Below are 14610 nucleotides of genomic sequence, written 5' to 3' on the forward strand. Positions count from 1 at the left end.
GCGCTCATTCGGCGCGGAAGTCAGCTTTCTCTGTTGAGCGCTGCTGCGCCTTGGTGCGTGGGGGTGAGCCGGCGGTCAGGGGCTCGGTCCGGTTGGAGCGGTTTAGTGGGTATTTCTGGCCAAGGAAAAGCCCCTTAGCAACAGGCGCAGCCAGTCGGGCTTCCAGCTCAACGTCAATGACAGCGTGAAGGCGGAGGCGCTGAGCAGCAGCGCCCAGAGCACCGCTCCGAAACCGCTGCCCTGTATCTTCAGCAGAATCACCAGCGCAGCGGTAAGGCACGTTACCGCAACGAACAATCGAGCAAACTGACCCGCAGGCGAGGCTGCATGGGCCAGTGGATCGACAGCCTTGCGATGCGGCGCCTGGGAGAGTGCCAACAGGGCGAAGGCGAAATAGCACAGCGCGAATGCCAAGATCGAGGTGAGCAGTTCAGGCATGAGGCGGCTCGATCCGTGAAGGCCGCGAGGCGGGTGGTGCGCTGATCTGGGCCCTTCGAATTCGTCGCGACGCCAGCAGGCAGAGCCCAGCGAGTACCAGCAGCATCATGTCCATGCCTGCAACGGCGGCAGATCCGAAAAACAGACTGAGCGGCAGCAGAAAAGCGGTGGTGAGTGCATTAAGCGCCACCGCTGTAACAGCCAGTACGGCAGCACATTGCAATTGCTGGCGCCACGCCTGCGCCGGGTAACACGCAGCGTGGGCCAGTGCCAGAAGCCAGCTCAAACAGAACGCCCAAATCTCCAGCTCTGCGCGACTGTGGCCAAACCATTCACTACCAGCGGGCAGCAGCCGGTTTGTGACGAAGAAGATCAGCGTCGCGATAATCAGCCCTGGGCCGGCCGTCACGCTCACAGCGTCGACCACCCGTGTGCCAATGCGTCCCTGACGTTCATGCCTGGCGCGTCGCGAGCCGCACCAGAACAGCAGGCCGGTGCCGATCAGCACGCAGCCACTCATGCCTCCGATGAAATAGAGCCAGCGCAGCGTCCAATGCTCGAACTGGATGAAATGCAGGCCCGTCAGAAAGCGCTGCACGCCAGCAACGGGGGCGGCCGAGTGCTGGTGCAGCAGCTCACCCGTGGTGCCGTCGAACGTCAGCCGATCGGCATTCATCGTCACCTCGTTGGCATGGGAACGGCGAACCTCGACATAGGCGTTACGGTCGCCTGGATGCCAGACGCGCACGAAGTAAGCTTGGCCAGGCGTGCCACTGCTTTCCCAAACATCTTTTGCGCTCGTCAGCATGCTGTCCAGCGACGCGATCTCTGCGGTCAGTCCGGCTGCCGGGCGTGAGTAATTACCCAGCGCCTCCAGCTGGAGCTGCGCCCGGCCTTGTGGATAGAGGGCCTGGGTGATTCCGGGGAAATAGATCGAATAGAAAATGATCAGCCCCGACAGGCTGATGCCGAAGTGAAACGGCAAGACCAGCACACCGGTCAGGTTGTGCAGATCTAGCAGTTTGCGTTGCAGTCGCTTGCGCGGTCGAAACGTGAAGAACTCGGCGATCAGCTTCCGATGCGCGACGACGCCGGACGTCAGTAGCACCAACATGCCCATTCCAGCCGCGCCAACCAGCCAGTAGCCGATGCTGCGCCAGCCCAGGTGCAGGCTGAAGTGGAAGGGAAAGATGAACCGGGTGCCGGCCCAGCTGCCCTGGTCGGCCAACAGCTCACCGGTACGCGGATCGATATGACGGCGCACGGCATCTTGTTGTGGGCGCTGGTAGTCAAGCTGAAGCGTCGGCACGCGTGGTGTCGGCAGGCTGATGCTCCAGACAGGAGCGTCCTGCGCCAGTTGGCGCGCATGAGGGACGACGAGCCGGTCAAGCGAGAACTCCGCGGGAGGCGGCGGAAGGCGCGTGTCGGGTTGCATCCAGCGGTCGATTTCCCGATCGAAGACTGAAAGCGAACCGGTCCAGAAGATTGCCAGAAGCAAGCCGCCAAGTAGCACGCCCGCCCAGGTGTGGAGCCATGACATCGACTGCCGAAAGCCGCTACCAGGCGCCATTCAGTCTGTCCCCAGCAGAGGCGCTAGCCATTGGCTTAGTGCCCCTCCGATCAGGATTCCCGTCAGCAGCAGCGCCCAGACCCGCCAGAGTCTGGGCTCGCTGAAACTCCAGATGAGCAACACGAGGTAGAGGATAAAGCCCAGCATTGCAGCCAGGATTACCGCTTCGCTGCGCGCGATGCTGCCAAACAGGACCAGCAGTTGCGCGCTTGCCGAGGCTAGCGCGACCGTGCAGGCATAGCCGCCACCAATGGCCGCGACAACACGCAGCGCCAGGCTGGCGCGGCGTGACCATCGATGGCTGGGTGCTTGCCTGTCAGGCTTTGTCGCGGCTGCGGCCATGGCCTCAGAAACTGACCTGATAACCGAGGGTGAGCGTGCGTCCGCGGCCGTTGAACACTCGCCCGTTGCGGGTCAGGTCCGAGCCGGTATTGGCCGCCTGCGAGTAGTAGGTCAGGTAGTCCTCGTTGAACAGGTTCTCGATCCCCAAGCGGGCTTCGCCGACCGGCAGGCGATAACCCAGCGTGGCATCCACCAGGGTGTATCCATCGAAATCCAGCCCAGGCTGATCGAAGCTTCTGCTGGCGTAGTGGTTGGCCTGCAACAGGCTGTGCAGCTTGTCGTTCCAGTTGGCCTGCCAGCCGATGCCATAGCGATCCGGCGAGATGTTCGCACCATTGAGGTCGGTATCGACCTTGCCGTCATCGTCAGTATCGGACTGGCCGTTGACCTGTGCATACATCAGTTTCAGGCGGTGCGCCTCGGTGATCTGCCAGCCACCGGTGAACTCGATGCCATCGATTTCGGTGCGCTCGCGGCGAACCTGATAGACCCCGCCCACGCTGTCCAATCGCGATCCGAGTTCGGCATCCGACTCGTAGTAACTGATCTCTGCGTCGAACGGGCCATGGTTCAGGCGAAAGCCGATTTCACGGTTTTCGGTAACGACCGGTTGCAAGTCGAGGAAGTTGTCCACACTGGTTCCCGGAGTGCCGATGCCCCGCAGCACGCGACCGACATCCGGCATGCCGAAGCCTTCCGAGTAGTTGGCGAACAGTTGCGCCCAGTCGTTCATTTGCCAGACCACACCGGCGTTGTAGAGTGTTTCCTCGAAGGTCGGGTTGCCACCTTCCACGTCAACGTTGCCCACCGGTTTGGTCGAAGCGATGGTGCGGAAGCCGTCGACGTCGAGGTCGGCGAATTCATGACGCACCCCCGCGTGGAAGGTCAACTGGTCGAGTGCGCGGATCTCAGCCTGAATGAAGGGGGCATAGTTACGGAATACCGTCTCAGGAACCCATTCCCGATCAGTGAGGATCAGCTGCTGGCTGGTAGTGTCCTGCAGTACATCAAGACCGCCGGTGAGCATCAGGCGATTGTTGAGCATGCCGTCGCGGCTGACGGTCAGCTTGCCGCCGATCTTGTCAGACTCGTTCTGCGACTGGTCGAACAGCGTTCCCGCCGGCGCGATGCTGGGGTCCTGGAAAGTGGCGTTCGTGCCGCCACCAAAACGTGCACGAAATCGCTGGGTATAAAGCTACAGGCCCAGTTCGTTGCCATAGAAGTCGGCATGCTTGTAGGACAGGCTGGTGGCCAGCGTTTCGTTCTGAGGAGCCTTGCCCTGCGGGTCACCTTTACGCGAAGTGGCGGGAATCTCAGCGTTGGCGTTACCCGGTACGTTGACGTACTCGTGTTCGCCTTCGACTTCGTAGCGATTGATCATCAAGCCGATGTTCTGATTGTCATCCAGCCAGTAGCCGAGCTTGAGCAGCAGATCGGTGCCGGTCGAATCCATCACGTCGCCCTGGGTGTCGTCGACGCCGATCAGATCCCCATTGGCGTCGTAGAACATGCCCTGAGTCTGCCAGCTGGCGGCGGCAAGGTAGTCGAGATCGCCCTGGGTGCCTTCAACACGGTAGTCAAGTTTGTAGCCCAGTCCTTCGGACTCGTAGTCTCCGGGTGCGGTAAAGCTGACGCCCGCGTGCTGGCGCAGCGGACCGCTGGCCGGGCGGCGGGTGACATAGTTGATGATACCGCCCGTAGCGCCCAGACCGTGCTCGGCACTGGCGCCGTGGATGACTTCGATGCGTTCGACCATCGACAGGTCGATGACGTAACCGTCGCGTTGGCTGTCACGCAGCGGTGTGGACTGCGGTACGCCGTCGATGAGAATCAGCGCCGAGCGGCCGCGGAAAGTCTCGCCTGCGCTGCTCATCTTCTGCCTGCTTGGCGAATAGGACGGGATCAGGTTGCTTAGCACAGCGCCATGATCCGAGGTAATCGCCAGTTGTTGTTCGATCTGCTCGCGGCTGATCACCGTAATTTTCTGTGGCGTCTTGCCGGCTTCGCTGCGGGCGCGTGTCGCGCTGATGGTTACCGCCTCAAGTTCAGCGGCCTTTTCGGCGAAGGCCGGGACCGACAAGAAGGAAATCGACGCGAGCGAAATGGACAGACACAGACAGGATTTGCGGAACACGAGAAGCTCCCGATATTGGTGTTGTTGGGAAATCGGGGCGGGAATGTAAACTAAATGAAAATAATTGGCATTAGCTTTGTCGTCATGCTGACGCCAATGGCCACCTCGCGGGTGTTATCGCCGGGAACAAAGTGCTCTGCCTCGGGCATTCGACGGGTGAAGTCATCATTTAAGAGGCGTTGATACAAAATGTAAGCCGGCACTTGGGCCGGATGCCGCGCAGGTCGTCTGGACCTGAGGCGCGCGGGTTCGCGGCGAACATGTCGCGCAGGGCAGGGCGATTGGCTTGATGCGCTCGGTGTTGCGGAGGGAGGCTGCTGGGCCGCAGACGAAGAGTTCGTAGCAGAAAATAAGCGGCAGAAAGCAAAAAGGCCCACCGCATGGGTGAGCCTTTTTGTTCGGATTAGTGGTGCCCAGGGACGGAATCGAACCGCCGACACGGGGATTTTCAATCCCCTGCTCTACCGACTGAGCTACCTGGGCAACGGGGCGCTATTAGACGGATTTGCCGTTTGCCTGTCAAGCGTGGCTTTGAAAATATTTAGTTAGAACGGGCATTTAGCGATATATGCAGGCGCTTTGGTCTCTAGGCGCGACAGCAAACCTTGGCGCTGGCTCTTGCTGCGCCAAGGTTGCGAATACCTTATTCGCTCGGCGGCACGTAGCCTTCGGCCTGGGCGTATTCTTCGCCGGAGAGATATTTGTCCATCTCGGTCTGCAGGAATTTGCGGTCCTCGGCGTTCATCATGTTCAACCTGCGCTCATTGATCAGCATGGTCTGGTGTTTCTGCCAATCGTCCCAGGCCTTCTTCGAGACGTTGTTGTAGATGTCTTCGCCCTTGGCGCCAGGATAAGGCGGGCGCTCCAGGCCGGGCAGTTCTTCTTTGTACTTGCGGCAGTTCACGGTGCGGGTCATGACATCTCTCCTGCGTTCAATTCGGCAGCGGCGCGCTTGAGCAGCGTCTTCACCGGGGCGGCAAGCCCCAGTCGCGGCGGGGTGGCGAGGTTATACCAGAGCCAGTCCGGCTCGGCCACGGCGCCGACTTCTGACGTGACTCTGATCAGCCAGGGCTCGATGGCCAACTGGAAATGACTGAAGGTATGGGTCAGGGTGGGGAGCTCGCGGCGCTGCTGCAATTGCAAGGCGTGACGCGCAGCGAGTGGGTCGAGCGCAGCTAGATCGTCCAGCTCCGGCAGGCTCCAGAGTCCGCCCCACAGTCCCGTAGGAGGGCGGCGATAGAGCAGTATGGCGCCCTCATGGTTGGCCAGCAGCGGCATCAGGGTGCGCTTGCGCGGAAGTGTCTTGCGCGGCTTGGGCGTCGGAAAATCAGTTTCGCGACCCAGCAGGTGGGCGCGGCAGCCAGTCTTCAGTGGGCAGAGCAGGCAGCTGGGTTTGCTGCGCGTGCAGAGTGTCGCACCCAGGTCCATCATTGCCTGGGTGTAATGGTTGACTCGTGTTTGTGGGGTCAGCCGCTCCGCCACGTCCCATAGCTGTCGGGCTACCTTTGGCTCGCCTGGATAGCCCTCCAGTGCGGCAAAGCGGGCCAGCACGCGCTTGACGTTGCCGTCCAGAATTGATGCCCGCAGGCCCATGCTCAGGCTGGCAATGGCGCCGGCAGTGGACCGTCCAATGCCGGGCAGCTCGGCCAGCTGTTCCACGTCCTGTGGAAATTCACCGCCATGCTCGGCAACAACCAGTTTGGCGGTCTTGTGCAGGTTTCGTGCACGGCTGTAGTAACCCAGCCCGGTCCATAGATGCAGAACTTCGTCCTCTGGCGCGCTGGCCAGGGCTTCGACGGTGGGAAGCGCTGCCATGAAGCGGTCGAAGTAGCCGAGCACGGTGCTGACCTGCGTCTGTTGCAGCATGATCTCTGATACCCACACACGGTAGGGCGTGATGCCTTGCTGCCAGGGCAGATCCTTGCGCCCGTGGCGGTCGTACCAGTCGAGAACGGCGACGCTGAACTGCGCGTCGCTCAACGTTTGCTGGGTCATCGATTGAACAGGCCTTTCAGTGCGTCTTTCAATTCAGGACTGACCTTGTCGCCCAGCTTCTCTTCGATGGTCTCGTTGAGCTTGTCTCCGGCGAGCCGGGCGGCGATCTTGCCGAGGCGGTCATTGTCGAAGCGACAGGCCTTGGCGCCCAATTCGAGCGGACCGCGGCAGCGCAACGGCCACTCGATACCGACATACCGTTCATTGACGGCGCAGGCCGGGTCGGGCATGTCGCCCTTATCACCCTCGATCACGAGGCCGATGCGGTAGTCCATGCCGAGCACGCGCAGGTCAACATCACCCTCGCCGTTCACCGTGAGACCGGGAATGCTGACCTTCAGGTCGGGGTTGCTGGCGACGCCATTGCGCAGGGTGAGGTTGCCTTTCAGTTCGCGGAATGGCGTGTCCTTGCCGCGCGGCTCGCTGCTCAATGGCTTGCGATTGAGGGTGGCAATGGCGCGACAAAGCTGCTGCTCGAGGTTGGCATCGACGAGGATGCCGTTGTCGATGATGAAGCCGATCTTGCCGTTGAGGTTGTCGATCCAGGCTTGCTGGCTGTTGCCCTGGGTGCGGATGTCGCTGTCCAGGTTGAGCAGGCCTTTGATCACCACCTCTTCGCCCTGGCTTTGCAGCAGGCCTTCGATGGGGACGCGGGCTAGGCGGGTCTGTGCGGTAATCAGGGGCACCTGCGGTCGGACATCGAGACTGGCGGAGGCTTCAACTCGACCGTTGTAGAGCCCGCCACGCAACTGCTCCAGCGTCAGCAGCCCGCCTGCCGTGCGCGCTTTGAGGGCGAAGTTGTCTACCGGCAGCTTCATTGCAGTGAGGTTGTCGATGCCTAGGTTGATGCGCGTGTCCAGATTGCGCAGGGCGCTGACCGGCAGGGCGGTGGTGCTGCTCCAGGCCTGCTGGGTTGGTTTGCCTGGCAGCGGCGTGGTGCCGCTGCCGATAACTGCCGCTTGGGTAGCTTTGACCTCGCTTTGACGCGCGGCACCGGCAGGGTCCTCCTTTTCTGGCGGCGGCAGATAGCGGTCGAGATTCAGCTGGTCTCCGCTCAGGTCGACTCGCAATGCTTGCTTGGCAAAATCACTGACCGCGATTTGGCCGGTAAAGGTGCTGCCGTCCAGCTTCAGATTGATCTCTTCGAAGGTCAGGCTGGTCGGGGTGCCGGCAAGGCGGGTGACCAGCTCGGCCTTGCCCAGCGCGGTGTTGTCGGTCATGGCCGGGAGCTGTTGGCCGATGCTCTCGAGGAATTCGCGCAGGTTGAATTCAGCGATCGACAATGCACCGGTGATTTTTGGCTGGTCCTGCAGATCACGGGCCTTGAGTTCGCCAAGACCACGCAATTGATTGGCCGTGAACTTGAGGCTGGTCCACTCGGCGATATCGGCAGCCAGGTCGGCCAAAAGCTGGCCCTGTGCGCTGAACGACAGCGTCTTGCCTTGCAAGGGTTCGCCAGAGGCCTCACCGCTCAAGCGCAGATCTTCGAGCTGATAGCGCTGCAGCTTGGTATCGAAGCGCAACGCCCCCTGCAACTCGGTACGCGCGCGCATGACCGGCTTGTTGCTGCCGAAAAAGGCGTTGAGCTTGATTGGAATAGAGGTGGCTTCGCGAATGGCGCCCGTGGTCAGTTCGATGCCTTCGGCGCTGAACTGCTGTCCGGTCTGTGCATCATGGTAGGTCACTCGTGCGTCGCTGATGGTCAGGCTGTCGATGTCTAGTTGCAACGTGCGCTTGGCGTTATCGGCCGTCTGCTCGTCATCCCCAGGCTCGGCCGCTTTTGTGGGTGGCGTTGCGTCTGGCGGTGTTTCGCTAGTGGCCGGGCGGCCCACGCCTTCCCAGTTACCACGTCCCTTCTCGTCGCGGTTAAGTGTCAGGTTCAGCCCATTGAGGGTGATGTCGCTCATCTCCACTTCGCGACTTAGCAACGGCAGTACCCGGACCGACAGCCCCAGCATGCGCAGATCGGCGAAGGGCTGTTCGGGTGTCTGCACGCTGGCCAAGGTAGTGTCGTGCAGTTCCAGGCCGAGCCACGGGAACAGGCTCCAGCCGATGTCGCCGGCGATGTTCAACTCGAGTCCGGCCTTGTCGCGAGCGAGTGTGCGGATCTCGTCTTTGTAGTCGTTAGGGTCGAACAGGTGGGTCAGGGCGAAGCCCAATGCGACGATGAGGAGCAGCAACCCGAGGATTACCAGGCCCAGGATCTTGCCGAGCGCTTTCATGGACAGGTCCTTTGTGTTTGGCATTTCAAAAGCAGCGAGTATAGCGTCACGAACCACGGCTTTTGCCGTGGCTGGCGTTGGAGTGGTTACCTGCGCGTGGGTTCCTGCGTGCGATGGCGGCGCTGCCTGACGCTATGACAGTTCGAGGAGAAACGTTGGCAGGGCTTAGATTGCGTCTAGTGGGAGATGTGCCCGTGCGGCCAAAGCTTGAGCCTCCAGCTGGTCTGCCGGTGCCGCCAGGTGCAGATCCTGCCCGGCTTCACTGGCCAGACGCCGACTTTCTTCGAGGATGCGTGCACCTACGCCCCGACGGCGAGTGAGCTTACGTACGCACAAGTGCGACAGACGCCAGTTGGGCGAGCCTCGTTGCAACAGGGCGGCACCGAGCAGCCGGTCATTGAAACGACCCCCGATCAGGCTGTGGTCGGCCAACCCGGCCTCGATAAGGGCAGCTGCATCTGCGTAAGGCGTCAGGAGCCAGGCAGGGGCGTCGGCGAAGATTTTCGCCAGATCGATACGGTCCTGCTGGCTGGGCTCGGTTACGACTTCAACGAAAACGGGCATGTTGACCTGGCTGTTGTGGTGAGTGACGGAAAGGATAACCGTGCCGGCTCTGCGACGCACGACAGCGCAGCCGATAGGCCGGCCGGTGAGTCGTTGAGCGGTCAGCCTCCGTGCTGCTCGACCAGCCAGCCGGCGGTTTGCAGCAGCCGAGCCGCTGGGCGCGTATCGACGAGGGTAGGTTTGGGCCTATAATGCGGCTCATTTTTCGCCCCACGATCAGCGGAGCTGTTGATGTCCGAACGTACGGCTTGCGTAGAGCGCAACACCCTGGAAACCCAGGTCAAGGCCACCATCAACCTGGACGGCACCGGCAAGAGCCGCTTTGCCATCGGCGTGCCGTTTCTCGAGCATATGCTCGACCAGATCGCCCGCCACGGTTTGATCGATCTGGACATCGAATGCCAGGGCGATTTGCACATTGATGACCACCACACCGTCGAAGACGTTGGCATCACCCTCGGCCAGGCATTCGCCAAAGCTGTTGGCGACAAGAAAGGCATGACCCGTTACGGGCATTCCTACGTGCCATTGGATGAAGCGCTGTCGCGCGTGGTGATCGACTTTTCCGGGCGTCCGGGTCTGCAGATGCATGTCCCCTACACCCGCGCCAGCGTGGGCGGCTTCGATGTCGATCTGTTTCAGGAATTCTTCCAGGGCTTCGTTAACCACGCCTTGGTGACCCTGCACATCGACAACCTGCGCGGGCACAACACCCACCACCAGATCGAGACCGTGTTCAAGGCGTTCGGCCGCGCGCTGCGCATGGCGGTGACGCTGGATGAGCGCATGGCCGGGCAGATGCCGTCGACCAAAGGTTGCCTGTAATGCAGACCGTCGCAGTCATCGATTACGGCATGGGCAACCTGCATTCGGTCGCCAAGGCGCTCGAGCATGTCGGAGCCGGTCGGGTGCTGATTACCAGCGATGCCCAAGTCATTCGCGAAGCCGATCGCGTTGTGTTTCCCGGCGTCGGCGCGATTCGCGATTGCATGGCTGAAATCCGCCGGCTGGGCTTTGACGAGCTGGTCCGTGAAGTCAGCGTCGATCGGCCGTTCCTCGGCATCTGCGTGGGTATGCAGGCACTGATGGAGCGCAGCGAAGAGAACGGCGGCGTCGATTGCATTGGCCTGTTTCCCGGTCAGGTGCGTTTCTTCGGCAAGGATCTGGAAGAAGACGGCGAGCGCCTCAAGGTGCCGCATATGGGCTGGAACCAGGTCGAGCAGGCTGTCAGCCATCCGCTCTGGCACAACATTCCCGCCGATGGCCGCTTCTATTTCGTGCACAGCTACTACATCGAGGCCGGTAATCCGCGCCAGGTGGTTGGCCGTGGCCATTACGGCAAGGATTTCGCCGCCGCGCTGGCCGACGGTTCGCGCTTTGCCGTGCAGTTCCATCCCGAAAAGAGCCATACCAACGGCTTGCAGCTGCTGCAGAACTTCGCTGCCTGGGATGGCCGCTGGTAATGAGCCGGGCGAAGCTCAAGGCGCCGGTCTTGGCACTGGATTCAGCTCAGGAACAGGCCGCACAGCAGATCATCAAGCGCTTTCTGGAAGACCGCTTCGAGTTGGAACTGGGTTCATTCGAGGCGCAGGAAGTGCTCGATCTGTTCGCTCGCGAGATCGCTCCGCTGTACTACAACAAGGCGATCTTCGACGTGCAGACGCACCTGAAAGAGCGCTTCGAAAGCATCGAAAGCGACCTGTGGGCGCTCGAGAAAAACTAGCGGCAGCGGCAGGCTTCTGCTGACGTTGCCAGAAATAGATACGCAGGCATGCTCGCCGCTATCGGCTTGCAGCTTGCCGCTCGTTTGACGAAGGAAAAAGCATGCTGATCATTCCCGCCATCGATCTCAAGGACGGCGCCTGTGTGCGTCTGCGTCAGGGCCTGATGGACGACGCCACGGTGTTCTCCGACGACCCGGTGGCCATGGCCGCCAAATGGGTCGAGGCCGGCTGCCGTCGCCTGCATCTGGTCGATCTCAACGGCGCCTTCGAAGGCCAGCCGGTCAATGGTGAAGTGGTCACCGCAATCGCCAAGCGCTATCCCGACCTGCCGATCCAGATCGGTGGCGGCATCCGCTCGCTGGAAACCATCGAGCACTACGTTCGCGCTGGCGTCAGCTACGTGATCATCGGCACCAAGGCGGTCAAGCAGCCGGAATTCGTCGGCGAAGCCTGCCGCGCCTTCCCGGGCAAGGTGATCGTCGGCCTGGATGCGAAAGACGGCTTTGTCGCCACCGACGGCTGGGCTGAGGTCAGCAGTGTTCAGGCTGTCGATCTGGCGCGACGCTTCGAGGCTGATGGCGTCTCGGCAATCGTCTACACGGACATCGCCAAGGACGGCATGATGCAGGGCTGCAACGTCGAAGCCACTGTGGCGCTGGCCAATGCCAGTCGCATCCCGGTGATCGCCTCTGGCGGCATTCACAACATCGGTGACATCCAGAAGCTGCTCGACACCAACACGCGCGGGATTGTCGGCGCAATTACCGGTCGTGCGATTTATGAGGGCACGCTCGATGTTGCCGAGGCGCAGGCGCTCTGCGATCTGAAGTACAAGGACGAATAAGCCGTAGGGCGGACAACGCTTCGCTTGTCCGCCGTGCATCCGGTGACCCGGTGGACAACGCTGCGCGGTTGTCCACCCTACGAGAGAGATCGACCATGGCCTTGGCCAAACGCATCATTCCCTGCCTCGACGTGGACAACGGCCGCGTGGTCAAGGGCGTCCAGTTTGAAAACATCCGCGATGCCGGTGATCCAGTAGAAATCGCCCGTCGCTACGACGAACAGGGCGCCGACGAGATCACCTTCCTCGATATCACTGCCAGCGTCGACAACCGCGACACCACGCTGCATACGGTCGAGCGCATGGCTAGCCAGGTGTTCATTCCGCTGACCGTCGGCGGCGGTGTGCGCTCGGTGCAGGATATTCGCAACCTGCTCAACGCCGGCGCCGACAAGGTCTCGATCAACACCGCCGCGGTGTTCACGCCGGAGTTCGTCGGTGAAGCGGCCGATCGGTTTGGCTCGCAGTGCATTGTCGTTGCCATTGATGCCAAGCGGGTTTCCAAGCCGGGCGAAACCCCGCGTTGGGAGATCTTTACTCACGGTGGGCGCAAGCCGACCGGGCTCGACGCCGTGCTGTGGGCGCAGAAGATGGAAGCGCTGGGCGCTGGCGAAATCCTCCTGACCAGCATGGACCAGGACGGTGTCAAGAGTGGCTACGACCTGGGCGTAACTCGGGCGATCAGCGAGGCGGTGCATATTCCGGTGATCGCCTCTGGTGGCGTCGGCAATCTGCAGCATCTGGCCGATGGCGTTCTGCAAGGCAAGGCCGATGCGGTGCTGGCCGCAAGCATCTTCCATTTCGGCGAGTACACCGTGCCGGAAGCCAAGGCCTATATGGCCAGCTGCGGCATCGTGATGCGCTGATCGGCGCGTACCGGACTGCTCGAAGCTGCACTTACAACATACAAGGACACAGCCGCGACATACCGCGGCTGCCGCATCAAGGAACCCCACCATGTTCAAAAACACATTGTTGTCGCTGGCCGCCAGCCTGTCGCTGATCACTTCTGCTGCGCACTCCGCGCCGGAGCCAATCAATCTGCTCACCGAAAATTTCCCGCCCTACAACATGGCAGTCGACGGCAAGAATTTTGCGCGCGACGAAAACATTACGGGTATCGCCGCCGACATCGTTCGTGAAATGTTCAAGCGTGCCGGTGTGGAGTACACGCTGACGCTGCGTTTCCCCTGGGAGCGGATTTACAAGATGGCTCTGGAGATGCCAGGGTACGGCGTATTCGTCACTGCGCGGCTACCGGAGCGGGAAGAGCTCTTCAAGTGGGTGGGGCCGATCGGTCCGGACGACTGGGTGCTGTTGGCCAGGGGCGACAGCACGATCGAAGTCAGCAGTCTCGAGCAGGCCAGCCAGTACCGCATTGGCGCCTACAAGGGTGATGCGATTGCCGAACACCTCGCGGCACAGGGGTTGGAGCCGTCGCTGGTCCTGCGCGACCAAACCAACGTGGACAAGCTCCAGGGCGGCACGATCGACCTCTGGGCCACCGGTGATCCGGCTGGGCGCTACCTGGCCAAGCAGCAAGGCGTAAACGGCCTAAAGCGGGTGCTCAAGTTCGACAGTGCGGAGCTCTACCTGGCGCTCAACAAAGGTGTCCCTGATGAGACCGTAGCCAGGCTGCAGGCCGCGCTGGAGCAGATGCGCTCTGACGGCACGCTAGCCAGTATTGAAGGTCGTTATCTGTAAGTAGTCTTTCCGGCCGCATCTCAGCTTGTTCCGATTCGTAGCGTTGTTGCGCCACAGCGCCCCGTTTCGGAACGTTAATGCTGAGTCTCCTCAGCGAGCACAGGGGAGTCTCCTTCCGTTTCGCCCGTCGCGCAGCTGTAAGGGCTTGGGGTGATGGCAATATGATGCTCAAGTTTGTGCGGTTCATCCCATTTCGGCCGTAGCCACGCTACGCCTGGATCGCAAGTTGCTAAACATTAAAGGTGCGACACACGCATGGGCTCTGCTAGGCAGTTGTCAGCGTTGTGTCGCCTGTGGATGTTTTGCATACGGGGGAGGGTGCGATGAGACGAATTCTAGCGGCCGGGCTATTGCTGGTAATGGCCGTCTCGACCAGGGCAGCACTGCCTGAAGACTACAAGGTGGTGCTACTGACCGAGAATTTCCCGCCGTTCAATATGGCCGCTGACGGCAAGAACTACGCAGCAGACCACAACATCAGCGGGATCAATGCCGAGATCGTGCGCGAGATGTTCAAGCGTGCCGAGATTGATTACAGCCTGACGCTGCGTTTCCCCTGGGAGCGCATCTACAACCAGGTCCTGGAGCATCCCGATCAGGGACTGTTTTCTACCACCTATACACCTGAGCGTGAGCCGCTGTTCAAATGGGTCGGCCCGCTGGCCAGTACCGGATGGGTGCTGCTGGCCCCGGCAGGCAGCCCGATGCGGCTGAGTTCGCTTGAGCAGGCCAAGCAGTACCAAGTCGGCGCCTACAAGAACGACGCGGTTAGCCAGCACTTGGAAAGCAAGGGTTTCGAGCCGATCAACTCACTGCGCGACCAGGAAAACATCGGCAAGCTGCTCAAGGGGCAGATAGATCTCTGGGCGACAACCGACCCGGTCGGGCCCTACCTGGCGAAGCAGGAGGGGGTGAGCGGTCTGACTACGGTGTTGCGTTTTAACGACGCGCAGTTGTTTCTTGCGCTCAATAAAGAGACGCCGGATGAAGTCGTCTCTCGGTTGCAGAAAGCGCTGAATGAGATGAAGAGTGACGGCGCCATCGATGCCATCATGCGTCGCTATCTGTGACCT

Annotated in this window: 16 protein-coding genes and 1 tRNA gene; 7 read left to right on the forward strand and 10 right to left on the reverse strand. The window is 61.2% G+C overall.

The window, feature by feature from the left end:
- Positions 1–102 precede the first annotated feature (102 nt).
- From ACSSNI_RS00460 to ACSSNI_RS00505, 10 genes are all read right to left on the reverse strand, one after another.
- Positions 103–438, reverse strand: coding sequence for a DUF3325 domain-containing protein (locus ACSSNI_RS00460; RefSeq protein WP_200640055.1), 336 nt, complete (start codon positions 436–438; stop codon positions 103–105).
- On the reverse strand, positions 431–2008 hold the full coding sequence (locus ACSSNI_RS00465) for a PepSY-associated TM helix domain-containing protein (protein ID WP_200640054.1): 1578 nt from the start codon (positions 2006–2008) through the stop codon (positions 431–433). Before ACSSNI_RS00465 ends, ACSSNI_RS00460 begins: the two co-directional genes overlap by 8 nt.
- Complete coding sequence (locus ACSSNI_RS00470) at positions 2009–2350, reverse strand: hypothetical protein (protein ID WP_200640053.1); 342 nt, start codon at positions 2348–2350, stop codon at positions 2009–2011.
- 4 nt (positions 2351–2354) lie between these two features.
- Positions 2355–3479, reverse strand: coding sequence for a TonB-dependent receptor (locus tag ACSSNI_RS00475; RefSeq protein ID WP_448258960.1), 1125 nt, complete (start codon positions 3477–3479; stop codon positions 2355–2357).
- Positions 3480–3545: 66 nt separating this feature from the next.
- Positions 3546–4484, reverse strand: coding sequence for a TonB-dependent receptor (locus tag ACSSNI_RS00480; RefSeq protein ID WP_448258761.1), 939 nt, complete (start codon positions 4482–4484; stop codon positions 3546–3548).
- A gap of 407 nt (positions 4485–4891) precedes the next feature.
- Positions 4892–4967 (reverse strand) — tRNA-Phe (locus ACSSNI_RS00485).
- A gap of 160 nt (positions 4968–5127) precedes the next feature.
- Positions 5128–5400, reverse strand: a complete 273-nt coding sequence (locus ACSSNI_RS00490) for an oxidative damage protection protein (RefSeq protein WP_148925556.1) — start codon at positions 5398–5400, stop codon at positions 5128–5130.
- Entirely contained in the window at positions 5397–6464 is a 1068-nt protein-coding gene (mutY, locus tag ACSSNI_RS00495) for an A/G-specific adenine glycosylase (protein WP_200640707.1), read from the reverse strand. The genes ACSSNI_RS00490 and mutY overlap by 4 nt, the downstream gene beginning before the upstream one ends.
- An 11-nt stretch (positions 6465–6475) precedes the next feature.
- Complete coding sequence (locus ACSSNI_RS00500; protein ID WP_200640051.1) at positions 6476–8701, reverse strand: AsmA family protein; 2226 nt, start codon at positions 8699–8701, stop codon at positions 6476–6478.
- Between the two features lie 165 nt (positions 8702–8866).
- Positions 8867–9265 (reverse strand): acetyl-CoA sensor PanZ family protein, encoded by a 399-nt coding sequence (locus tag ACSSNI_RS00505; protein WP_148925971.1) that lies wholly within the window; start codon positions 9263–9265, stop codon positions 8867–8869.
- 231 nt (positions 9266–9496) lie between these two features.
- Between ACSSNI_RS00505 and hisB the strand changes: the two genes are divergently transcribed.
- From hisB to ACSSNI_RS00540, 7 genes are all read left to right on the forward strand, one after another.
- Positions 9497–10090 (forward strand): imidazoleglycerol-phosphate dehydratase HisB, encoded by a 594-nt coding sequence (hisB, locus tag ACSSNI_RS00510; protein WP_102836564.1) that lies wholly within the window; start codon positions 9497–9499, stop codon positions 10088–10090.
- A complete protein-coding gene (hisH, locus tag ACSSNI_RS00515) occupies positions 10090–10728 on the forward strand; it encodes an imidazole glycerol phosphate synthase subunit HisH (protein WP_200640050.1) in 639 nt (212 codons plus the stop codon). Before hisB ends, hisH begins: the two co-directional genes overlap by 1 nt.
- Positions 10728–10988 carry a DUF2164 domain-containing protein gene (locus ACSSNI_RS00520; protein ID WP_102836566.1) on the forward strand — a complete coding sequence of 87 codons (261 nt, stop codon included), beginning with the start codon at positions 10728–10730 and terminating at the stop codon, positions 10986–10988. Before hisH ends, ACSSNI_RS00520 begins: the two co-directional genes overlap by 1 nt.
- 101 nt (positions 10989–11089) lie before the next feature.
- Complete coding sequence (gene hisA, locus ACSSNI_RS00525; RefSeq protein WP_102836567.1) at positions 11090–11833, forward strand: 1-(5-phosphoribosyl)-5-[(5-phosphoribosylamino)methylideneamino]imidazole-4-carboxamide isomerase; 744 nt, start codon at positions 11090–11092, stop codon at positions 11831–11833.
- A gap of 95 nt (positions 11834–11928) precedes the next feature.
- Entirely contained in the window at positions 11929–12699 is a 771-nt protein-coding gene (hisF, locus tag ACSSNI_RS00530) for an imidazole glycerol phosphate synthase subunit HisF (RefSeq protein WP_046161518.1), read from the forward strand.
- A 91-nt stretch (positions 12700–12790) separates the two neighbouring features.
- On the forward strand, positions 12791–13537 hold the full coding sequence (locus ACSSNI_RS00535) for a substrate-binding periplasmic protein (RefSeq protein ID WP_200640049.1): 747 nt from the start codon (positions 12791–12793) through the stop codon (positions 13535–13537).
- A gap of 323 nt (positions 13538–13860) precedes the next feature.
- Positions 13861–14607, forward strand: coding sequence for a substrate-binding periplasmic protein (locus ACSSNI_RS00540; protein WP_200640048.1), 747 nt, complete (start codon positions 13861–13863; stop codon positions 14605–14607).
- Positions 14608–14610 lie beyond the last annotated feature (3 nt).

This window comes from Stutzerimonas tianxiuensis (genome assembly GCF_053470365.1).